Source organism: Amycolatopsis sp. NPDC104863 (genome assembly GCF_055582965.1).
Genome location: NZ_JBVJOW010000004.1, coordinates 38460 through 59015, shown reverse-complemented (window position 1 = coordinate 59015; position 20556 = coordinate 38460). Strand labels below are relative to the sequence as shown.

23 protein-coding genes are annotated in these 20556 nt (G+C 70.1%); 10 read left to right on the top strand and 13 right to left on the bottom strand.

Annotation, left to right across the window (positions count from 1 at the left end; genetic code table 11):
• Positions 1-2 precede the first annotated feature (2 nt).
• The 3 genes from clpB to ACZ63J_RS21650 all read right to left on the bottom strand — a co-directional run bounded on the left by clpB (position 3) and on the right by ACZ63J_RS21650 (position 4476).
• Positions 3-2597, bottom strand: coding sequence for an ATP-dependent chaperone ClpB (gene clpB, locus ACZ63J_RS21660; RefSeq protein WP_465406550.1), 2595 nt, complete (start codon positions 2595-2597; stop codon positions 3-5).
• Between the two features lie 109 nt (positions 2598-2706).
• Complete coding sequence (locus tag ACZ63J_RS21655) at positions 2707-3894, bottom strand: MFS transporter (RefSeq protein ID WP_465406552.1); 1188 nt, start codon at positions 3892-3894, stop codon at positions 2707-2709.
• 99 nt (positions 3895-3993) lie between these two features.
• Positions 3994-4476: a MarR family winged helix-turn-helix transcriptional regulator gene (locus ACZ63J_RS21650; RefSeq protein WP_465306892.1), complete on the bottom strand. Its 483-nt coding sequence runs from the start codon at positions 4474-4476 to the stop codon at positions 3994-3996.
• Between the two features lie 379 nt (positions 4477-4855).
• Between ACZ63J_RS21650 and ACZ63J_RS21645 the strand changes: the two genes are divergently transcribed.
• From ACZ63J_RS21645 to ACZ63J_RS21625, 5 genes are all read left to right on the top strand, one after another.
• Positions 4856-6031, top strand: coding sequence for a globin domain-containing protein (locus tag ACZ63J_RS21645; RefSeq protein WP_465406553.1), 1176 nt, complete (start codon positions 4856-4858; stop codon positions 6029-6031).
• A gap of 355 nt (positions 6032-6386) precedes the next feature.
• A complete protein-coding gene (locus ACZ63J_RS21640) occupies positions 6387-7490 on the top strand; it encodes a globin domain-containing protein (protein WP_465406612.1) in 1104 nt (367 codons plus the stop codon).
• 18 nt (positions 7491-7508) lie between these two features.
• Positions 7509-8225, top strand: coding sequence for a dienelactone hydrolase family protein (locus tag ACZ63J_RS21635; protein ID WP_465406555.1), 717 nt, complete (start codon positions 7509-7511; stop codon positions 8223-8225).
• 145 nt (positions 8226-8370) lie between these two features.
• Positions 8371-9126 carry a lytic polysaccharide monooxygenase gene (locus ACZ63J_RS21630; protein WP_465406557.1) on the top strand — a complete coding sequence of 252 codons (756 nt, stop codon included), beginning with the start codon at positions 8371-8373 and terminating at the stop codon, positions 9124-9126.
• Entirely contained in the window at positions 9123-9662 is a 540-nt protein-coding gene (locus ACZ63J_RS21625) for a DUF305 domain-containing protein (RefSeq protein WP_465333526.1), read from the top strand. Before ACZ63J_RS21630 ends, ACZ63J_RS21625 begins: the two co-directional genes overlap by 4 nt.
• A 52-nt stretch (positions 9663-9714) precedes the next feature.
• Here the strand turns inward: ACZ63J_RS21625 and ACZ63J_RS21620 are convergent, their stop codons facing one another.
• The 6 genes from ACZ63J_RS21620 to ACZ63J_RS21595 form a co-directional block, all read right to left on the bottom strand.
• The gene (locus tag ACZ63J_RS21620) at positions 9715-10140 is read right to left on the bottom strand and encodes a heat shock protein transcriptional repressor HspR (RefSeq protein ID WP_465306881.1); all 426 of its coding nucleotides are present in this window, start codon (positions 10138-10140) and stop codon (positions 9715-9717) included.
• 5 nt (positions 10141-10145) lie between these two features.
• Positions 10146-11318, bottom strand: coding sequence for a molecular chaperone DnaJ (dnaJ, locus tag ACZ63J_RS21615; protein WP_465306879.1), 1173 nt, complete (start codon positions 11316-11318; stop codon positions 10146-10148).
• Between the two features lie 36 nt (positions 11319-11354).
• Positions 11355-12062, bottom strand: a complete 708-nt coding sequence (gene grpE, locus ACZ63J_RS21610) for a nucleotide exchange factor GrpE (protein ID WP_465333523.1) — start codon at positions 12060-12062, stop codon at positions 11355-11357.
• Complete coding sequence (gene dnaK / locus ACZ63J_RS21605; RefSeq protein WP_465333521.1) at positions 12059-13933, bottom strand: molecular chaperone DnaK; 1875 nt, start codon at positions 13931-13933, stop codon at positions 12059-12061. Before dnaK ends, grpE begins: the two co-directional genes overlap by 4 nt.
• A gap of 227 nt (positions 13934-14160) precedes the next feature.
• Complete coding sequence (locus ACZ63J_RS21600; RefSeq protein WP_465306873.1) at positions 14161-14334, bottom strand: hypothetical protein; 174 nt, start codon at positions 14332-14334, stop codon at positions 14161-14163.
• 30 nt (positions 14335-14364) lie between these two features.
• Positions 14365-15135 (bottom strand): DUF4097 family beta strand repeat-containing protein, encoded by a 771-nt coding sequence (locus tag ACZ63J_RS21595; RefSeq protein ID WP_465306871.1) that lies wholly within the window; start codon positions 15133-15135, stop codon positions 14365-14367.
• Between the two features lie 172 nt (positions 15136-15307).
• Between ACZ63J_RS21595 and ACZ63J_RS21590 the strand changes: the two genes are divergently transcribed.
• The 5 genes from ACZ63J_RS21590 to ACZ63J_RS21570 all read left to right on the top strand — a co-directional run bounded on the left by ACZ63J_RS21590 (position 15308) and on the right by ACZ63J_RS21570 (position 18800).
• Positions 15308-15841: a YbhB/YbcL family Raf kinase inhibitor-like protein gene (locus ACZ63J_RS21590; protein WP_465406559.1), complete on the top strand. Its 534-nt coding sequence runs from the start codon at positions 15308-15310 to the stop codon at positions 15839-15841.
• 93 nt (positions 15842-15934) lie between these two features.
• A complete protein-coding gene (locus ACZ63J_RS21585) occupies positions 15935-16774 on the top strand; it encodes a helix-turn-helix domain-containing protein (protein WP_465406561.1) in 840 nt (279 codons plus the stop codon).
• Entirely contained in the window at positions 16775-16936 is a 162-nt protein-coding gene (locus ACZ63J_RS21580; protein ID WP_465406563.1) for a DUF397 domain-containing protein, read from the top strand.
• A complete protein-coding gene (locus ACZ63J_RS21575; RefSeq protein WP_465406564.1) occupies positions 16933-17364 on the top strand; it encodes a GNAT family N-acetyltransferase in 432 nt (143 codons plus the stop codon). The genes ACZ63J_RS21580 and ACZ63J_RS21575 overlap by 4 nt, the downstream gene beginning before the upstream one ends.
• 59 nt (positions 17365-17423) lie before the next feature.
• On the top strand, positions 17424-18800 hold the full coding sequence (locus ACZ63J_RS21570; RefSeq protein ID WP_465406566.1) for a purine-cytosine permease family protein: 1377 nt from the start codon (positions 17424-17426) through the stop codon (positions 18798-18800).
• Here ACZ63J_RS21570 and ACZ63J_RS21565 read toward each other — a convergent pair.
• The 4 genes from ACZ63J_RS21565 to ACZ63J_RS21550 form a co-directional block, all read right to left on the bottom strand.
• Positions 18758-19192 carry a GNAT family N-acetyltransferase gene (locus ACZ63J_RS21565; RefSeq protein ID WP_465333511.1) on the bottom strand — a complete coding sequence of 145 codons (435 nt, stop codon included), beginning with the start codon at positions 19190-19192 and terminating at the stop codon, positions 18758-18760. The genes ACZ63J_RS21570 and ACZ63J_RS21565 overlap by 43 nt on opposite strands.
• Positions 19193-19220: 28 nt before the next feature.
• A complete protein-coding gene (locus ACZ63J_RS21560; protein WP_465406614.1) occupies positions 19221-19367 on the bottom strand; it encodes a cyanase in 147 nt (48 codons plus the stop codon).
• A 220-nt stretch (positions 19368-19587) separates the two neighbouring features.
• Positions 19588-20148, bottom strand: a complete 561-nt coding sequence (locus ACZ63J_RS21555) for a TetR/AcrR family transcriptional regulator (protein WP_465333509.1) — start codon at positions 20146-20148, stop codon at positions 19588-19590.
• Complete coding sequence (locus ACZ63J_RS21550) at positions 20145-20474, bottom strand: DMT family transporter (protein WP_465306857.1); 330 nt, start codon at positions 20472-20474, stop codon at positions 20145-20147. The genes ACZ63J_RS21555 and ACZ63J_RS21550 overlap by 4 nt, the downstream gene beginning before the upstream one ends.
• Between the last annotated feature and the right edge of the window lie 82 nt (positions 20475-20556).

Here is a 20556-nt window from a genome sequence, read left to right as displayed (position 1 = left end):
TCTCAGACGCGGGTGACCGTCAACGCGTCGCCCGCTTCCAGGTCCGGGATGTCGACCCGGACCGTGTCGCCGTCGCGGATTTCGCCGGACAGCAGCTCCTTGGCCAGCTTGTCGCCGATCGCCGACTGGACCAGCCGCCGGAGCGGGCGGGCGCCGTAGATCGGGTCGAAGCCGTTGAGCGCGAGCCACTCGCGGGCGCCTTCGGTGACGTCGAGGTGCAGGCGCCGCTGGGCCAGCCGGGCCGCCAGGCGCGCCACCTGGATGTCCACAATGGACGTCAGCTGCTCGGTGCCGAGCGCGTGGAACACCACGATGTCGTCGAGCCGGTTGAGGAACTCCGGCTTGAACTGCCGCTGGACCACCTGCAGCACCGCGTCCCGCCGCTGCCGCTCGTCGAGCGACGGGTCGGCGATGGCCTGCGAGCCGAGGTTCGACGTCAGGATCAGGATGGTGTTCCGGAAGTCCACCGTCCGGCCCTGGCCGTCGGTCAGCCGCCCGTCGTCGAGGACCTGCAGCAGCGCGTCGAAGACGTCCGGGTGGGCCTTCTCGACCTCGTCGAGCAGCACCACCGAGTACGGCCGGCGCCGGACGGCCTCGGTCAGCTGCCCGCCCTGGTCGTACCCGACGTAGCCCGGCGGGGCGCCGACCAGGCGCGCCACCGAGTGCTTCTCGGCGTACTCGCTCATGTCGATCCGCTGGATCGCCCGCTCGTCGTCGAACAGGAACTCCGCCAGCGCTTTGGCCAGCTCGGTCTTGCCGACGCCGGTCGGGCCGAGGAACAGGAACGAGCCGGTCGGCCGGTCGGGGTCGGCGACGCCGGCCCGGGCGCGGCGCACCGCGTCGGACACGACCTGCACGGCCTCGGCCTGCCCGATGACCCGGCGGCCCAGCTCCTCCTCCATCCGGAGCAGCTTGCCGGTCTCGCCTTCGAGCAGCCGGCCGGCCGGGATGCCGGTCCACGCGCTCACGACGTCGGCGACGTCGTCCGCGCCCACCTCTTCCTTCAGCATGACGTTCTGCTGGCTGGCCTCGTTCGCCGCGGTGGCCGCTTCGAACTCCTTCTCCAGCGCCGGGATCCGGCCGTAGCGCAGCTCGGCGGCCTTGCCCAGGTCACCGTCGCGCTCGGCGCGTTCGGACTCGCCGCGCAGCTGCTCGAGCTCTTCCTTCAGCTCGCGGACCTTCTCGATGGAGCCCTTCTCGTTCTGCCAGCGCGCGGTCAACGCGGTCAGCGTCTCGCGCTTCTCGGCCAGCTCGGCGCGCAACGCCGACAGCCGGTCCTTCGAAGCCGCGTCGCTCTCCTTGGCGAGCGCCATCTCCTCGATCTCGAGCCGCCGGACGGCACGCTCGACCTCGTCGATCTCCACCGGCCGCGAGTCGATCTCCATGCGCAGCTTGGACGCGGCCTCGTCGACCAGGTCGATGGCCTTGTCCGGCAGGAAGCGCGCGGTGATGTAGCGGTCGGACAGCGTCGCGGCGGCGACCAGCGCGGCGTCCGTGATGCGGACACCGTGGTGGACCTCGTAACGCTCCTTCAGCCCGCGCAGGATCGCGATGGTGTCTTCGGGGGACGGCTCGCCGACCAGCACCTGCTGGAAGCGCCGCTCCAGGGCGGCGTCCTTCTCGATGTGCTGGCGGTACTCGTCGAGCGTGGTCGCGCCGACCATCCGCAGCTCACCGCGGGCGAGCATCGGCTTGATCATGTTGCCCGCGTCCATCGCGCCCTCGCCGGTCGCGCCGGCGCCGACGATCGTGTGGAGCTCGTCGATGAACGTGACGACCTCGCCCGCGGAGTCGGTGATCTCCTTGAGCACGGCCTTCAGCCGCTCCTCGAACTCGCCGCGGAACTTCGCGCCGGCCACCATCGACCCCAGGTCGAGGGCGACGACGCGCTTGCCGCGCAGCGACTCGGGCACGTCCCCGGCGACGATCCGCTGGGCCAGCCCCTCGACGATCGCCGTCTTGCCGACGCCGGGCTCGCCGATCAGGACCGGGTTGTTCTTCGTGCGCCGCGACAGCACCTGCACCACACGGCGGATCTCGGTGTCCCGCCCGATGACCGGGTCGAGCTCGCCGTTGCGGGCGCGCGCGGTGAGGTCGACGCCGTACTTCTCGAGCGCCTTGAACGTGCTCTCCGGGTCCTCGCTGGTGATCCGGGCGGAGCCGCGGACCTTGACGAACGCGTCGCGCAGCGCGTCCGGCGTGGCGCCGTGGCGCTTGAGCAGGTCGGCGACCTGGCCGCCCTCGGTCGCGAGCCCGACGAGCAGGTGCTCGGTCGAGACGTACTCGTCGCCCAGCTCGGTCGCGAGCTTCTGCGCGTGCGTCAGCGACTTGACGGCGAAGGTGTCGAACTGCGGGCTCGACACGGTCGCGCCGGTCGCCGACGGCAGCGCCGCGATGATCGGCTCGAGCTCCTTGTGCACCACCCCCGGGTCGGCCCCGACCGCGGTCAGCAGCGGTGCGGTCAGCCCCTCACCCTGCGCCAGCAGGGCGCCCAGCAGGTGGGCGGCCGACACGTGCGGGTTGCCGGCCATGGTGGCCGCCTGCGCCGCGGACGAGATCGCCTGCTGGGTCTTCGTGGTCGGGTTGAAAGCGTCCATCCCTCACCTCATGCTCGATGCTTCGCTGAAATACTCAAAACCCCCTGGTGACAGGCCTGACCGAGACCTGACACTATCCTTAACGCACGAAAACTTGAGTCTGTTCCGCTCAACTCTGACCGGGTGCGACGGCGTCGGCCGGCAACCGGCTGCCGAGCATCCCGAGCCCGGCCACGGCGAGGGCGGCGCACGCGCCGACCAGCACCCAGGGTAACCAGTCGGCCACCGAAAACAACGCGACCACGGCGGGCGCGATCACCTGCGCCACCGTGAACGCGTACTGGTACGCAGCCAGATAACGCCCGCGGGCGACCGGAGGTGCCGCGGCCTCGGCCAGCGCGCCCGACCGCGGTCCGAACACGAGGTCACCCGCGGCGAACACCAGCGTCGCCGCCAGCAGGTAGGCGACGCGCCAGCCGTCCGGCACGAGCAGCACGCCCAGGCTGACCAGGCACCACGCGGCGAACAACGCCGAGCCCGCCCGCATCGCGGCGATCCGGGTCAGCTTCGCGGTGAGCCGCAGCGCGAGCGTGCCGCCGAGGCTGGTCACCACGGTCAGCAGGGCGAGGATCGCGCCGGGCAGCCAGGCCGGGCCGTGCATCCGGTCGAGCACGAACACCGGCGTGCCGATCAGGAAGAACTCGAGGGAGAGGCCGAACAGGGCGCTGAAGAGGATCAGGGCGAGGTACGGCCGGTCGCGCAGCACCTTGACCGACCGTTCACGTTGCGGCTCGTGCGGCCGCGCGAGCCGGACGGACACCGCGAGGACCAGGGCGGCGACGAGGAACGTCACGACGTCCACCAGGAGCGCGATCCGGTACCCGGCCGCGCCGAGCCAGGTCAGCAGCGCGCCCGCGACGAGCCCGCCGAGGCCGAAGCAGCCGGCCCGCACCATCCCCGCCTCGGCGAACGGCCGATCCTTCGGGACGTCGCCCGCGACGTCGGCGATGAGCACGAACAACGAGCTGTAGAACAGCTGCTGCCCGGAGGCGAGCAGCACGGCGGCGGCGACCACCAGGCCCACGCTGTCGGCGACGAGGTACGCGCCGGCCCCCGCGGCCTGCAGCAGCTGGGCGCCGATCACCACCGCGCGCGGCCCGACGCGGTCCACGAGCCGGCCGGCCAGCGGCGGCACGACGAGCCCGACGACGGTGCCGAGCGTGACGGCGGTGCCCGCCACGGCGAGCGGCACCCCGACGACCTGCGTCACGTAGACCAGGGCCAACGGGAGGAAAAGACCCGAGCCGAAGTTGTCGACCCCCAACGCGCACAGCAGTGCGACCCGGCTACGCGCCACCCACCGAAGGTAACCCTGGGGCGCACCCCCGAGTCAGGCCCGAACGGACAATTTCCGGAGTGCAAAATGCCACTCCGGGTGTGACTGGTTCACCGGAGGTCACTTGGTCGTGTCAGCGAGACACGCGGCGCTGCCGAGGGCACGGCGGAGGTCGGCGTTCATCTCGGCGAGCCGGCCGATGAGGTCGGTGACGCGCTCGTCGTCCCAGTCACCGAGCGCCTTCTCCATGAACTCGAGGTAGTTGGCGCGCCAGCGGGCGAGCTCGGCCCGGCCCTTCTCGGACACGCTCACCAGCGACGCCCGGCCGTCCTCGGGCGCGGGACGGCGGTCGACCAGCCCGGCGGCGGAGAGCTGGGTGATCTGCCTGCTGACCACCGAGAGGTCGACGAACCGGCGTTTCGCCAGCTCGGACGGCCGCGCCTCGCCGTTCTTCGCCAGGTCGGACAGCAGCATCGCGGCCGCCGGGTGCAGCCCCGGCTGGTCCTGCCAGGCCTGCATGATCCAGGCGTGCTGGAGCTGGGACGCGGTCTTCAGCTCGCGCATGAGCTCGACCCGGACGTCGTCGGTGTCGTCGAAGCCCATCGGACCCTCCTCCGCCAGTGCTGCACCGGGGCTTCGCCCCGGGCCGGGGGCTCCGCCACCCGGAACCCCCGAACAGCCATTACTTGTGCAATACAAGTTTATTGTCCATCGCTTGCGCGGGCAAGGAACGCCTCCGGTGAGGTCCCCCACGCCGTCCGTGGTGGTGATACACCCGGTCGGAGCAACAATGCGGGCAAAGGGCCGCCCGGCGGATACCCTGCGGACGAGCGGCGCGCGACGCGTGGCGAGTGACGAGGTGGAAGCAGTGGCGATGGACCCAGGAGGCGGCGTTGAGCGGAAGTGCGTTCGCCGCGCCCGGGCCGGCGGTGAATGACCGGGTGCCCCCGCTCAGCCGTCCCCGACCAGCGAACACCGAGACATGACCGCCGACTCCGTCAGCCCCTTCCCGCGGTCGTCGGCCCCGCGTGAAGCACCGGCGGCCGTCACCGCGATGGTCCAGCTCATCCGCGACAGCTGGGCGCAGGCCGAGCCGTACATCGCGGAGGTCTCCCAGTTCTTCTACGGGATGCTGTTCACCCTGGCGCCGACCACGCGCGACTTCTTCCCGATCAACATGGAGATCCAGCGCGGCCGGCTCGTGCGCGCGCTCGTGCACATCGTCCAGATGGTCGACCGGCCCGACGACCTCGCGCCGTTCCTGCGGCAGCTGGGGCGCGACCACCGCAAGTTCGGCGTGGTCCCGCGCCACTACGAAGCCGTCGGCACCGCGCTGCTGGCGTCGCTGAAGAACCACCTCGGCCGGGAGTGGACGCCCGAGGTCGAGCGCGCGTGGGCCGAGGCGTTCACCATCGCCGCGCGGGCCATGCAGGACGCCGCCGCCTCCGACACGAACCCGCCGTCGTGGCAGGCCACCGTGGTCGAGCACCGGCGGCTGACCTGGGACCTCGCCCTGGTCCGGCTGCTGCCCGACCAGCCGGTGCCCTACCACCCCGGCCAGTACATGAGCATCGAAGTCCCGCAGCGGCCACGGCTGTGGCGGTACCTCTCACCGGCCAACGCGCCGCGCGAGGACGGCGGCATCGAGTTCCACGTCCGCGCGATCGACGGCGGCTGGGTCTCCCGCGCCATCGTCAGCCACACCCAGCCCGGTGACGTCTGGCGGCTCGGCCCGCCGCTGGGCCGGCTGACGGTCGACCGGGAGTCCTCCCGGGGTGTGCTGATGGTCGCCGGCGGCACCGGCGTCGCCCCGCTGCGGTCGATCCTCGACCACCTCGCGCTGTGGGGTGAGAACCCCAAGGTGCGGCTGTTCTACGGCGGGCCGTCCCGCGAGGACCTCTACGACCTCGAAGAACTGCGCTCGCTCGCCTCGGTCAACCCCTGGCTGAACATCACGCCGGTGGTCGAGCGCGGTGGCGAAGTCCCCGGGTTCGAGCAGGGCACGCTGGCCGAAGCGGTCACCCGGTACGGCCCCTGGCCGGACCACGACATCCTGGTGGCCGGCTCGCCGGCGATGATCCGCGCGACGGTGTCGCGCATGCTCGTGGCGGGCAGCGCGCTGGACCAGATCCAGTACGACCCGTTCACGATCGACTAGTTCCGGAAAATCGCGCCCGACACTCCTACCGTGAAAGAGTCGGCCGAACTCCGGGAATTGTTACCGGGTCCGCCGAATCCGTTCGGGTGATCGTTTTTACGCTGCGCCAGGCGAGGTTTACCGCGCGTGGTGAAATTGCTCCGTTCGAGCGGGAACGCGCGGAATCACGCGCATCTGCACGGGAATGCGCCTACAGTCGGGAACCCTCGGGGGCGGCACAGCGACAGCGACGCCGCATGCATACGTGGAAAATCCTTGGCACGACTGGAGATCACCGTTCCCGATGAGTGCTGAATCCGTAAAGGTCTTCGAACCGCCCGAAGCCGTTCCCGTTTCGGCCGTCGAAGGCCGCGAGCTGGCCCGGTTGATCCGCGAAAGCTTTGCGGCGGTCGAGCCGAAAGCCGACGAACTGGCGCAGTACTTCTACGGCGCGTTGTTCGTGGTCGCCCCCGATTGCCGCGATCTTTTCCCGGTCACCATGACGACGCAGCGGAGCAGGCTGCTGCGCGCGATCGTGTACGTGGTGCAGATGGTCGACCGGCCCGACGAGCTGGTCACCTTCCTCGGCCAGCTGGGCCGCGACCACCGCAAGTTCGCCGTGGTCGCCCGGCACTACGACGCCGTCGGGATCGCGCTGCTGGCCGCCCTCAAGCGGTTCCTCAAGGAGAAGTGGACCCCGGAGGTCGAGTCCGCGTGGACCACGGCGTACGGGATCATCGCCAAGACCATGCGCGAGGCCGCCCAGGCGGAGACCGGGCCGGCGGCGTGGGCGGCCACCGTCCTGGAGCACCGCAAGCTCAACCGCGACGTCGCACTGGTGCGCGTGCAGACCGAGGGCCTGCTCCCGTACCGCGCCGGCAGCTACGTGAGCGTCGAGGTGCCGCAGCGCCCCCGCATGTGGCGGTACCTCTCGCCGGCGGGCGCCCCGCGCGGCGACGGTCAGATGAGCTTCCACGTCCGCACGGTGCCCGGCGGCTGGGTCAGCGGCAGCATCGTCAACCACACCAAACCGGGTGACGTCTGGCGCCTCGGCCCGGCGATGGGCAACCTCTTCGTCCGGCCGACGACCACCCGACGGCGGCTCCTGATGATCGCCGGCGGCACCGGTGTCACCCCGTTCGTGTCGATCCTCGACGACCTGGCGCACTGGAAGCGGAACCCGCCGGTCCACCTCTTCTTCGGCGGCCGAAGACCGGAAGACCTCTACGCGCTGGACGACCTGCGGCGCATCTCCGCGGTGTCGAAGTGGCTGACCGTCACCCCGGTCACCGAGGAGGGCGCGGTGACCGGCGGTGACCGCGGCACGCTCGCGCACGCGGTGACCCAGCGCGGGAAGTGGAAGAACCACGACGTTCTCGTGTCGGGCTCACCGCCGATGATCCAGGCGACGATCGCGAAGCTGCTGGCCGCCGGGATCGACCTCGAGCGCATCTCCTACGACCCGTTCACCTTGGACTGAACGCGCTATCGTCGCTATATGGAGACGACGATTCCGGTTTCGGACGGCACCATCGGCGGTTACCTGGCGGAGCCCGCCGGCGAGGGCCCGCACCCGGGCGTGGTGCTCATCCACGACGCGTTCGGGCTGAGCCAGGACACGAAGAACATCACCGACCGCTTCGCCGGCGAGGGGTACCTCGCGCTCAGCCCGGACCTGTACGCGCGGGGCGGCTTCCGCCGGTGCGTGCGCCGGGTGTTCTCGGACATGTTCGCGAACCAGGGCCGGACGTTCGACGACATCGAGGCGTCGCGCGCGCTCCTGGCCGCGCACCCGGACTCCTCGGGCCGAATCGGCATCGCCGGGTTCTGCATGGGCGGCGGCTTCGCGCTCGTCGCGGCGTCTCGCGGCTTCGAGGCGTCGGCGCCGTACTACGGACAGCTGCCGAAGAACCTCTCGGTGCTCGACGACGCGTGCCCGATCGTCGCGAGCTTCGGCAAGAAGGACTTCTCGCTGCGCGGGGCCGCGGCCAAGCTGGAGACGGCGCTGACCGAGCGGGAGATCCCGCACGACGTCGAGGAGTACGACGGCGCCAGCCACGGGTTCGCCAACAAGGTCGAGGTCAAGCCGCCGCTGAACCTGCTGCTCAAGGTCGTCGGGTTCACCTACCACCACGAAGCGTCCGAGGACGCATGGCGCCGAGTGACGTCTTTCTTCGGCGAACACCTGCAGCAACCGGCCCGACCTTCGCACTGAGCCGAGCGGGCTACCGAAGTCGCCGGATGGCGGTAGTTGATTGACCGTTGTGCCCGAATCATCTTATGGTCTAGACCACGTCTTCCCCGGACGTGCTCGTTCGTCCTCCCTCCGGAACACCGCCGTTCCCCCACGAGGAGCCGAAATGACCCTGAAGCGAAAGCTCTTCGCGGCCGCCGCCGGTGCGATCCTCGCGCCGGTGCTGGTCGTCGTCCTCCCCGCCACCTCCGCGAGTGCCCACGGGTACGTCTCCGACCCGCCCAGCCGCCAGGCCAACTGCGCGGCCGGGAAGGTGCCGAACTGCGGGCAGATCGTCTACGAACCGCAGAGCGTCGAAGGTCCCAAGGGCCTGCGCAGCTGCAACGCCGGCCTGGCGCAGTTCGCCGAGCTGGCCGACGAGTCGAAGCCGTGGCCGGCCAAGTCGGTCGGTTCTTCGGTGACGTTCAACTGGGTGTTCACCGCCCGGCACGCCACGAAGAGCTACGAGTACTACGTCGGCAACACGCTCGTCGCGTCGTTCAACGGCAACGGCCAGCAGCCGCCCGCGACCGTGCAGCACACGGTGAACCTGTCCGGGTATTCCGGCCGGGTGAAGGTGCTGGCGATCTGGAACATCTCCGACACGGCCAACGCCTTCTACAGCTGCATCGACCTGCAGGTCGGTGGCGGTGGCACCCCGCCGCCCACCACCACGCCGCCCCCGACCACCACGCCGCCGCCCACCACGACCCCGCCCCCGACGACGACCCCGCCGTCGAGCGGGACGTGGAAGGCCGGCACGGCGTACAAGGCGGGTGACGTCGTGACGTACAACGGCGTGAGCTACCGCTGCCTCCAGCCGCACACGGCGATCGCGGGCTGGGAGCCGCCGAACACCCCGGCCCTCTGGCAGCGTCAGTGAGGCTGGTCCTGGTCGTCGTCGCGCTGCTGCTGGCCGGTTGCGGCAGCGGCGCGACGTGGACCCCGGCGAAGTTCAACGACGCCGACGTGATGTTCCTGCAGATGCTGATCACCCAGAACCAGCAGGGCATCGACATCGTCCGGCTGGCGAAGCAGCGCCCGCTCCCGGCGCCGGTGAAGGAGCTGTCGGCGGCGATCGAGGTGACGCAGCAGACCGAAGTCGACAACATGAAGAGCTGGCTGCGCACCTGGAACCGGCCCGAGAGCATGGACATGAACCCGCACGTCCACGCCGGCCACGGCGGCATGAAGATGACCGCGCCCGACCTCGTCGGCACGCTGAAGTCCACGAACGACACGGACTTCACGCGCAAGTACCTGGATGTGCTGACCGGCCAGCAACAGGGTGCGGTCGAGCTGGCCCAGACCGAGAACGGCACCGCCGGCGGGATCAACGCCGACGCCCGTGACCTGGCCCGCCGCGTCATCGAGTCGCGGACCGCCGAGGTCCAGCAGCTGCTGAACTTCAAGGCCTGAAACGCAAAAGCCCTCCCCGGAGACTCGGGGAGGGCTTTGCGTGCTCAGGACGTCAGCGGCGCTTCGGCCGCCAGACCACCATCGCGGTCTGCGGGTTCAGCGGAACCAGGTCCCGGCGGTAGGACGCGTGCGCCGCCGCCGCGGCCTGTTCCCCGGCCGCGTACGCCGCGGCCAGTTCTTCGGTCAGCTCCTGCAGGCGGGCCCGCAGCGCGTCGACCTGGTTCTCCAGCTCGATGATGCGCTTGATGCCGGCCAGGTTGACGCCGTCTTCCTGCGACAGCCGCTGGACTTCGCGCAGCAGCGCGATGTCCCGCATCGAGTAGCGCCGCCCGCCACCGGACGTGCGGCCCGGTGACACCAGGCCCTGCCGGTCGTAGGTGCGCAACGTCTGCGCGTGCATCCCCGCCAGCTGGGCCGCCACCGAGATGACGAACACCGGGGTCTCTTCGTCCCCCTCCTGGGGAATCCCGCCGAACATCCCACTCACCTGCCTTCGAGCAGCTCAGTGATCTCGGGCCGGGGGTCGTGCCCGGCCATCGCTTCGGCGTACGCCTGCAGAGCTTCGCGCGCCTTGTCGTCCAGTTTGGCGGGAATCGCCGCGGTGAGGGTGACGAGCAGGTCACCCTGCGCGCCGTCACGCTTGGCGATGCCCTTGCCGCGCACGCGCAGCACCCGCCCGCTCGCGGTGCCCGGCGGCACCTTGAGCGACACCTTGCCTTCGAGGGTCGGCACCGTGATCGTGGTGCCGAGCGTGAGCTCGGTGAAGTCCACCGGCACGGAGATCGTCAGGTCGAGCCCCTTGCGCCCGAACAGCGCGTGGGGAGCCACGTGCACCCGGACGTAGAGGTCGCCCGCCTGCGCGCCACCCCGGCCCGGCTCGCCCTGGCCGGCCAGCCGGATCCGCTGGTCGTCGTCGACGCCCGACGGGATCCGGACGGTCAGCGTGCGGGTCCGCGTGCTGACACCTTCGCCGCCGCACTCGGGGCACGGGTCGTCGATGATCTGCCCGCGGCCGCGGCAGTCGCGGCACGGCTCCGAGAACGCGAACGCGCCCTGGCTGCGGCTGACCAGGCCCGACCCGGAACAGGTCGGGCAGGTCCGCGGCGAGGTGCCCGGCTTCGCGCCGTTGCCGCCGCACGTCGAACAGGTCGCCGGGCTCGACAGCCGCAGCGGCAGGGTCGCGCCCTTGACCGCCTCGGTGAAGTCGATCCGGACGTCCGTCTCGACGTCGGCCCCGCGCTGGGGCCGGTTCGCCGTCGCGCCCGCCGTCGTCCGGCCGCGGCCGAACAGCCCGCCGAGGATGTCGCCGAGCCCGCCGAAACCGCCCTGCTGGCCGGCGCCGGCCTGGCCGAAGATGTCCCCGACGTCGAAGCTGCCGGTGCCGCCGCCACCGGGGAAGTTGAACCCGCCCCCGCCGCCGCCGAACAGCCGCCGCGCCTCGTCGTACTCCTTGCGCTTGGCCGTGTCGGACAGCACGCCGTACGCCTCGGAGACGGCCTTGAACTTCTGCTCCGCCTCGGCGTTGCCGGCGTTCGCGTCCGGGTGGTTCTCCTTGGCCAGCTTCCGGTAGGCCTTCTTGATCTCGTCGGCTGTGGCGTCGGAGGAGACGCCCAGTTCACGGTAGAAGTCCTTGCCGATCCATTCCCGCGCACTCATCGGGCGTCTCCTCCTCCCACTGGAACCGGATACTGCTTACTGCTGCTGGTCATCGAGGCGCCCGTCGAGTGGCAGCTCGCCACCGACGGACGGGTCCACCGGGGCCGCGCCGGGCTCGTGGTCGGTCACGCCGACCAGCGCCGCCCGCAGCACGCGGTCCCCGAAGCGGTACCCGCGGCGCATGACCACGGTGACCGTCGGGCCCGCCACGTCCGGCGAGGTGTTGTGCTGCACGGCTTCGTGCACGCTCGGGTCGAAGGCCTCGCCCTCGGCGCCGAACGACTCGAGCCCCGCGCGCTGCAGCCCGCTGATCAGCTTGTCGCCGACGGCCTTGAACGCCCCGGTGAGGTCACCGTGCTGCTCGGCCCGCTCGAGGTCGTCGAGCAGCGGCAGCAGGTCGTTCACCACCGTCGCCTTCGCGCCGAGGACGACCGCCTCGCGGTCACGCTCGACACGCTTGCGGTAGTTGGCGTACTCGGCCTGCAGGCGCTGGAGGTCGGCGGTGCGCTCGGCCAGCTCCTTCTCCACGCCGGAGACCACCGCGACCGAGTCGTCCACAATGGACTCGCCCAGCGAGGGGCCCGCGTGCTCCACGGGCTCCTCGTCGGGGTCCGGCGCGGCGTGGGCCGGACCGGGCGGGCGGACCTGCCCGGTCTGGGGGTCCACCCGGCGCCGGTCCCGCACGACCACCGGCTCCTCGGGGCCGCGGCCCTGGTTCTCGGATTCGTCGTAGCTGTGGGTCACTTCTTTTCGTCCTCTTCGACGATCTCGGCGTCCACCACGTCATCGGCCTTGGCGCCCGTCGCGCCGGCCGCACCGGCGTCGCCACCGGCCGCGCCCGAAGCACCGGCCGCACCCGCGGCCGCGTCGGCGTTCGCGTTGGCGTACAGGGCGGTGCCCAGCTCCTGCGAAGCGGTGTTCAGCTTCTCGATCGACTCGCGGATCTTCGCCGAGTCAGTGCCCTTGAGCGCCTCGTTCGACTCGTCGATCGCGGACTTGACCTTGCCCTTGAGGTCCTCGGGCAGCTTGTCGTCGTTGTCCTTGAGGAACTTCTCGGTCTGGTAGACCAGCGTCTCGGCCTGGTTGCGCGTCTCGGCCTCTTCGCGGCGGGTCTTGTCTTCCTCGGCGTGCGCCTCGGCGTCCTTGACCATCCGCTCGATGTCGTCCTTCGGCAGCGCGGAGCCACCGGTGATCGTCATCGACTGCTCCTTGTTCGTGCCGAGGTCCTTGGCCAGGACGTGCACGATGCCGTTCGCGTCGATGTCGAAGGTGACCTCGATCTGCGGCACGCCACGCGGGGCGGGCGGGAGACCGGTCAGCTCGAACATGCCGAGCTTCTTGTTGTGCGCCGCGATCTCGCGCTCACCCTGGAACACCTGGATCTGCACCGACGGCTGGTTGTCGTCCGCGGTGGAGAAGATCTCCGAGCGCTTGGTCGGGATCGTGGTGTTGCGCTCGATGAGCTTGGTGAACACGCCACCCTTGGTCTCGATGCCCAGCGACAGCGGCGTGACGTCCAGCAGCAGGACGTCCTTGACCTCGCCCTTCAGCACACCGGCCTGCAGCGCCGCGCCGACCGCGACGACCTCGTCCGGGTTCACGCCCTTGTTCGGCTCGCGGCCGCCGGTCAGCTCCTTGACCAGCTCGGACACGGCCGGCATGCGGGTGGAACCACCGACGAGCACGACGTGGTCGATGTCGCCGACGGCGATGTTCGCGTCGCGGATCACGTTGTTGAACGGGTTGCGGGTGCGCTCGAGCAGGTCCGAGGTGATCTTCTGGAACTCGGCGCGCGAAAGCTGCTCGTCGAGGAACAGCGGGTTCTTGTCGGCGTCGACCGTGATGTAGGGCAGGTTGATGCCGGCCGAGTTCGAGCTGGACAGCTCGATCTTCGCCTTCTCCGCCGCCTCACGGATGCGCTGCAGCGCCATCTTGTCCTTGGTCAGGTCGATGCCGTTCGTGGCCTTGAACTTGTCGACCAGCCACTTGACGATGCGCTCGTCCCAGTCGTCGCCACCGAGGTGGTTGTCACCGGAGGTCGCGCGGACCTCGACGACGCCCTCGCCGATCTCCAGCAGCGAGACGTCGAAGGTGCCGCCACCGAGGTCGAAGACCAGGATGGTCTGTTCCTTCTCGCCCTTGTCCAGGCCGTACGCCAGCGCGGCGGCGGTCGGCTCGTTGACGATGCGGAGCACGTTCAGGCCGGCGATCTGGCCGGCTTCCTTGGTGGCCTGCCGCTGCGCGTCCTCGAAGTACGCCGGGACGGTGATCACCGCGTCGGTGATCGTCTCGCCCAGGTACGCCTCGGCGTCGCGCTTCAGCTTCATCAGCACTCGCGCGCTGATCTCCTGCGACGTGTAGTTCTTCCCGTCGATCTCGGTCTTCCAGTCGGTGCCGATGTGCCGCTTCACGGACCGGATCGTCCGGTCGACGTTCGTCACGGCCTGGTTCTTGGCCGGCTGGCCCGTCAGCACTTCGCCGTTCTTGGCGAAGGCGACGATCGAGGGGGTGGTCCGGGACCCTTCAGAGTTGGCGATGACCGTCGGCTCGCCGCCCTCAAGGACGGCGACGACCGAGTTGGTCGTGCCGAGGTCGATGCCGACCGCTCGCGCCATGGTGCTTTCCTCCTGTGTAAGCCTGCTTCGTCCGTGACCTGCACGTTCGCCCCCGCCTTGAGCGGGGCCTTGGCAAGTTCTATCGGGCCTTCGCGTGTCGCGTCAAGCTGGACTTGAGTCGACTGCGCTCAACCTCTACGTCCAGCCTAACGACCGGCTCCGGGTTCTTGTTCCCGGCCTCGGTGCCCGAACTCGCCCCGAACGGGTGTGACCCCGCTCACGGGGTCTCACCGGACGTGCACGACGGCCAGCTTCGCCAGGTGCGGGGACGTGACGCTGACCGGAACGCCCTGCGCGGGAGCAGGGCGTTCCGGTTCACTGCGGAGGAAGCCGACGACGCCGAACATCGTGATGGCGCCGGCCAGTGCGGCGGCCAGGACCCGCCGTTCGATCTTGCCCATGGTGAAGGAAGCTCCAGTGGTGAGAGAAGGTCAGGCGGCGCGGACGGTCACGCTGCCGCTGTCGGTCGTGAGGTCGAGGGTGTGCGGCGCGGAGCCGTCGGTCGGGACGTCGATCTCGCGGTGCCCGCTGTCGCTGTCCCCGAGGACGCGGTAGGGCCCGCCCGGCACGGCGACCTCGACGCTGCCGCTGTCGGCCTTCACCTTGACGTTGTTCGGCTCGGCGAGGGTGAACTCGACGCTCCCGCTCGACGACGTCACGTCGACCGGGCCGCGCACGTCGGTGCCGCTGATGCTGCCGGAGTCGGCGTGCAGCTGGACCTCCCCGACGTTCCGCAGGTCGATGCCCCCGCTGTCGAGCCGCAGCTTCACCAGGCCGGGCACGTCCTCGACCCGGGCGTGCCCGGAGTCGGCCTGGACGTCCACGCTCGCCATCCCGGCGATGTCGAGGCCGCCGGAGTCGACCTTCCCGGTGACGGGGATGTTCGCCGGCACGACGACCTCGAAGTCGACCGAGCAGTTCGTCCCGCAGTCGGTGAGCACGAGCTGGTCACCCTCGACGCGGTAGAAGGTGTCACCGGGGTTGCCGCGCCAGTGGTAGTTCACCTCTTGGTGCACCGTCGCGGGCCCCGACCCCGCGCGGATCTTCACCGAGCCCGAGTCGCCTTCCAGCTTCACGCTGCGGATCGACTCCGAAAGCGTCTTTGTGTTCTCGAAGTCCGATCCCCAGCCCCAGCCGAACGCGGTCGCCAGGCCGACGCCGATCAGGACGATGCCACCTACGGCAAGAAGCGGGCGCGCCATGGTCGTTGGTCCCCTCAGTTGTTTCCTCTGCTGCGAAAACGGTATTGGCGACGGGATGGTCGGCACATGGGGGTAACCCCCCGAAAGACCCTGAGATCCGTCCCTGACACGCGGGGGTGGCGGGAGGGGCCTAACCTGGCGCAAGACTCCAGTTCCATGATCAGGAGGATCCATGCCGCAAGCACCCGGCCCGTACGAATCCCTGCCCGACGTGCCGTCCTTCACCGTCCGGAGCACCGACGTCGCCGACGGCGAAACCCTGGCCACGCCCCACTTGTCCGGCATCTTCGGCGCCGGCGGCGAAGACCGCTCGCCGCACCTGGCCTGGGAAGGCTTCCCCGCGGAGACGAAGAGCTTCGCCATCACGTGTTACGACCCGGACGCCCCCACTGGCAGCGGCTTCTGGCACTGGGCGGTGTTCAACGTCCCGGCCTCGGTGACGGAGCTGGCTTCGGGCGCGGGCGACGGCTCCGGCCTCCCCGACGGAGCGGTGACGTTGAAGGGCGACGGCGGCGTCAAGCAGTTCCTCGGCGCGGCGCCCCCGCCCGGCCACGGCCCGCACCGGTACTACTTCGCGGTGCACGCGCTCGACGTCGACAAGCTCGAGGTCGACAGTGAGGCGACCCCGGCGTTCCTGGGCTTCAACATGTTCGGCCACACGCTGGCGCGCGCGGTGATCACGCCGGTGTACGAGAACAAGGGTTAGGTTTCACGGGTCAGGTTTCAGGGCCCGGCACTGTCGCGGATCGGCGACAGTGCCGGGCACTTTTTTGTCGGTGGCCGATGACACACTGCGGTCATGTCACCACCGATAGCGACACCCCGGTCGCGAGCACTGGGGTTCGGGCTGAGGAAGGCGCGCCAGGCGCGCGGCATCGGCCTGCGCGAACTGGCTCGCGGCGCGGACGTCCGCCCGGGCGACCTGTCCAACTGGGAGCTCGGGCTGCGGGTGCCCAAGGTCGAGGAGGTCGCGCTCCTGCTCGGGCGGATGCAGGTCAGTGTCGAGGAGCGGACGCGGCTGCTCGAGCTGGCGGAGAACGCCCGCGAGCCCAACTGGCTCGAGCGCGACATGCCGGATGCCCCACCGGTCCTGACCACGCTGGCCGAGTACGAGCGCACCGCCGCCTCGATCTTCAGCTGGCAGCCGATGCTGGTGCACGGGTTGTTGCAGACCCCGGACTACGCCGAGGCCATCCTCGCGCACGGCGGCGCTCCCGCGGCCTTGGTCGAGCAGCGGCTGCGGGTGCGCATGATCCGCCAGGCCGCCCTCCGCGACCGCGGCGCAGCGGACTGTTCCATCCTGCTCGGCGAAATCGCGCTGCGGCAGCAGATCGGCGGTCCGGAGGTCCTGCTCGACCAGCTCCGCCACCTCCTCGCTCTCCCACCGCGGCTCGCCGTGCGGGTGATCCCCTTCGGCGGCGATTTCCACCCCGGCCTCAACGGGTCGTTCAGCGTCTTCGAGTACTCCGACCTGCCCGCCATCGTCTTCTTGGACCAGCATCGCGGCAGCGCCTACATCTACGATGAGGAGCAGGTGGCGGACTACAAGTCCGCCGCGCAGACCGTGACCTCCCTCGCCATGGACTCGGCGCGATCCCACGAGTTCATCGAGGGGGTGATCGCCGAACTGGAGGCCTGAGTGACCTGGCGGAAGTCCAGCTACAGCGGGCAAGAGGCCGAGTGCGTCGAAGTGGCGCTCGCGGAAGTGGTGCAGATCCGCGACACCAAGGACCGCCCGGGCGGCACCCTCCGGATTTCCACCCGATCGTGGGAAGCACTCCGCACCGACCTCACGCGGTGATCCGGCCCGTCACCCCCGACGACTGGCGGGAGTGGCGCGACCTCCGCCTGGCCGCCCTGCGCGACGCCCCCGAAGCCTTCAGCGCGACCCTCGCCGACTGGGAGAACGCCCCCGAGCACCGCTGGCGGGCGCGTCTCGACGGCACCTTCAACGTGCTCGCGGACCTCGACCACGAGCCCGCGGGGATGGCGACCGGCTTCCCGCGTGACGACCACGTCGAGCTGGGCACGATGTGGGTCGCCCCGCGAGCGCGTCGCCGAGGCGTGGGCGAGGCGCTGGTGCGCGCGGTCATCGGCTGGGCGGCCGGCAAGCGCGTGACGCTGCAGGTCGCCGAGGGCAACACCGCCGCCGTCGCGCTCTACCGGCGTCTCGGCTTCACCGGCGACCACCGTCTGGAATACCAGACGAAATCGCCCCGACAGGCCTAGGACCGGCCCGCCGGGCGACGGTTAATACCTCCCGAAGCACGATCAGCAGGAGGCACACCGTGGCGGCGACGCTCGAACGCAGGTCCATCGACCCGGTCCCGGAGACCGAACGGCACGGCCACCCGCGCAGCCTCTTCACGCTCTGGTTCGCGGCGAACATGCAGATCACGTCGGCCGTCACGGGGGCGCTGACCGTGCTCGTCGGGGTGCACCCGCTGTGGGCGCTGGTCGCCGTCCTGGGCGGGAACGTCCTCGGCGGCATCCCGATGGCGTTGCACGCCGCCCAGGGCCCGAAGCTGGGCATCCCGCAGATGATCCAGTCGCGCGCGCAGTTCGGCGTGTACGGCGCGGTCCTGCCGCTGGTCCTGGTCGTCGTGATGTACCTCGGGTACTTCGCCAGCGGGAACGTCCTGGGCGGACAGGCCGTCGCGGAGATCACCGGCCTCCCGACCGACGCCGCGATCGGCGTGTACGCCGCTCTTTCCGCGCTGATCGCGATCGTCGGGTACCGGCTGATCCACCGGTTCGGCTGGGTGGCGTCCGCGCTGTCGGTCGTCGTCTTCGTGTACCTCACGATCCGCCTGGTCGGTGGCCACGACCTCGGCGCCGTCCTCAGCACGCCGACGCTCGACTTCCCGAAGTTCCTGCTCGCCCTCTCCCTGACGGCGTCGTGGCAGCTGACGTTCGGCCCGTACGTCGCGGACACCTCGCGCTACCTCCCGTCGGCGACGTCGGTGCGCGCGACCTTCTGGTGGACCTACGGCGGCACGGTCCTCGGCGCCACGTGGGCGATGTCGTTCGGCGCGCTCGCGTACGCCGTCGCCGGGAAGGCGTTCAAGGGCCACGAAGTCGCGTACGTCGTCGGCCTCGGCGGTGAGGCGCTGCTCATCCCGCTGCTGCTGGCGATCGCGCTCGGCAAGTTCACGGTGAACGTCCTGAACATCTACGGCGGGTACATGACGGTCGCGACCGCGCTCACCGCGTTCAGCCGCAAAGCCGCGCTGTCGCAGCAGGCCCGCGTCGGGTACATCGCGATCGTCGGGGTGCTCGGCGGCGTCATCGCGATACTCGGGCGCGGCGAGTTCCTCGGGAACTTCGTGCTGTTCCTGGACTTCCTGCTGTACTTCCTGACGCCGTGGAGCTCGATCAACCTGGTCGACTTCTACCTGGTGCGCAAGGAGTCCTACGACCTCGAGGCGATGTACGACCCGAACGGCCGCTACGGCCGCTGGGCGGCGCCGGCGCTGATCGCGTACTTCGCCGGGATCGCCGTGCAGATCCCGTTTTCGAACGTCGAAGGCATCTTCGTCGGCCCGATGGCCCCCCTGCTCGGCGGCGCCGACATCTCGTGGCTGATCGGCCTGGCCGTCCCGGGCGCGCTGTACTTCGCCCTTCAGCGCAGGGCTTCCTTGTTGACGCCTTCGCGTTCGAGGTAGCGGCCCTTGGTGTGCTCACCGAAGCCGAACTGCCGGTAGAGCCCGTGCGCGTCGGCGGTGTGCAGCATCCAGCGGAAGCCGGCGCCGGGCCCGTTGTCGATCATCTCGCGCACGATCTCCTTGCCGAGCCCGCTGCCGCGCGCGGAGTCCACCACGAAGACGTCGGCGAGATAGGCGCTGCTGACGCCGTCCGAGAAGGCGCGCGCGAAGCCGACCATCTCCCCATCGCGGTACGCGCCGACGACCCGCCACGACCCTTCGATGGCGGCTTCGACCTGTTCGCGCGTGCGCCAGCGGCCCCAGTAGGCCTCGGTGGAGAGGAACTTCCACACCACTTCGAGGTCCAGCCGCGTCCGGTCGTCGTCGAGCTCGTAAGCACCGAAAGTCCGCATGATCGGCAAGCTAACCGACGGACCCCGCTCAGCCCCACTGATATTTCAGGAACTTCCCGTCGAGCGTGACGACCACGCGCTCACCACCCGGGTCTTCGCGGCGCGAGACGTCGAGCTTGAAGTTGATCGCGCTCATGATCCCGTCGCCGAACTGCTCGTGGATGAGCTCCTTGATCGTCGGCCCATCGCCCCGACGTTATCGAGCGTGCCCCGCGTCGACCGCAGGACCAAACGCCGCCTCCGCGTCGACATCCAGCTCCAGGCTTGCCTTCGCAGTGCCGTGGACGATCGAGGCCGCCGCCCCACGCTGAAGCCGCCGCGTCCACGTGAAAGCTACGCGATGTCGACGAACACCCGATGCCGGTGAAGCAACGCGGATATCGCCACGCTGTGCTTCACCGAGGTTTCAGGAGGTAGTCCACCACCGGCCGCAGCTCGTCCGCGGACGGCGGGCCGTCGTCGATCAAACCCTGGATCAGCAGCCCGTCAATGCCCGCGAGGAACACCCGGAACGCCACCTCGTCGTCATGCCGGACCATCGACGTCAGAACGTCCAGCCAACGCCGCGCGGCCGGGCGCAGCTCCGGCTTCCGCGCGGCCAGCAGGTACAGCTCGTACTCGGCCATCGTCCGGCCGCGCCGCGGCCCGAGCGCCTCCGCGAGCAGGCCCGCGACCTCCTCGGCGCCGCGGGAGCCGCGCGAGCGGGCGCGGTCGATCATCCAGTAGACCTCGGTCGCCATGTCGCGGGCGCACGAGATGAGCGTCGCGATCAGCAGGTCGTCCAGCGACGAGAAGTGGTACGTCGTGGACGTCGTGGGCACGCCGGCCTCGGCCGCGACCGTCCGGTGCGTCACGCCCGCGACGCCGTCTCGCTCGATCACGCGCAGCGCGGCCGCGATGATCTCCGCGCGCCGCTTCTCCCCGCGGGCCTTCCGGCCGTCGACCTGCAGTTTCACGACGACGCACTCCCCAGCTCGATCAGCACCACCCCGCCGATCACCAGCGCCAGCCCGGCGATCATGGCGGCGTTGACCGGCTCCTTGAGGAACACCACGCCGATGATCGCGACCAGCGCGACCCCGGCCGCGGCCCAGATCGCGTACGCGACGCCGACGGACAGCCCCAGCTTCAGCACCTGCGAAAGCGCGACGAACGCGATCGCGTACCCGATCACCACGACGATCGACGGCCCGAGCTTGGAGAAGCCTTCGGAGAGCTTCAGCGAGACCGTCGCGGAGACCTCGGCGGCGATCGCCAGCGCAAGCAGAAGGTACGCACCCATAGGGTGAAAACTACCTGAACGATCGTCCCGAAACAAAGAGCGACGTACACCACATCGGTGGGACTTAGGCCCACTCAACGGG

Coding starts and splice junctions, on each gene's coding strand:
- ACZ63J_RS21585 (WP_465406561.1), top strand. CDS start 15,935: ATGTCACCACCGATAGCGACACCCCGGTCGCGAGCACTGGGGTTCGGG.
- ACZ63J_RS21595 (WP_465306871.1), bottom strand. CDS start 15,135: ATGGCGCGCCCGCTTCTTGCCGTAGGTGGCATCGTCCTGATCGGCGTC.
- ACZ63J_RS21650 (WP_465306892.1), bottom strand. CDS start 4,476: ATGGGCTTCGACGACACCGACGACGTCCGGGTCGAGCTCATGCGCGAG.
- clpB (WP_465406550.1), bottom strand. CDS start 2,597: ATGGACGCTTTCAACCCGACCACGAAGACCCAGCAGGCGATCTCGTCC.
- ACZ63J_RS21550 (WP_465306857.1), bottom strand. CDS start 20,474: ATGGGTGCGTACCTTCTGCTTGCGCTGGCGATCGCCGCCGAGGTCTCC.
- ACZ63J_RS21645 (WP_465406553.1), top strand. CDS start 4,856: ATGACCGCCGACTCCGTCAGCCCCTTCCCGCGGTCGTCGGCCCCGCGT.
- ACZ63J_RS21620 (WP_465306881.1), bottom strand. CDS start 10,140: ATGTTCGGCGGGATTCCCCAGGAGGGGGACGAAGAGACCCCGGTGTTC.
- ACZ63J_RS21600 (WP_465306873.1), bottom strand. CDS start 14,334: ATGGGCAAGATCGAACGGCGGGTCCTGGCCGCCGCACTGGCCGGCGCC.
- dnaJ (WP_465306879.1), bottom strand. CDS start 11,318: ATGAGTGCGCGGGAATGGATCGGCAAGGACTTCTACCGTGAACTGGGC.
- ACZ63J_RS21630 (WP_465406557.1), top strand. CDS start 8,371: ATGACCCTGAAGCGAAAGCTCTTCGCGGCCGCCGCCGGTGCGATCCTC.
- dnaK (WP_465333521.1), bottom strand. CDS start 13,933: ATGGCGCGAGCGGTCGGCATCGACCTCGGCACGACCAACTCGGTCGTC.
- ACZ63J_RS21635 (WP_465406555.1), top strand. CDS start 7,509: ATGGAGACGACGATTCCGGTTTCGGACGGCACCATCGGCGGTTACCTG.
- ACZ63J_RS21590 (WP_465406559.1), top strand. CDS start 15,308: ATGCCGCAAGCACCCGGCCCGTACGAATCCCTGCCCGACGTGCCGTCC.
- ACZ63J_RS21565 (WP_465333511.1), bottom strand. CDS start 19,192: ATGCGGACTTTCGGTGCTTACGAGCTCGACGACGACCGGACGCGGCTG.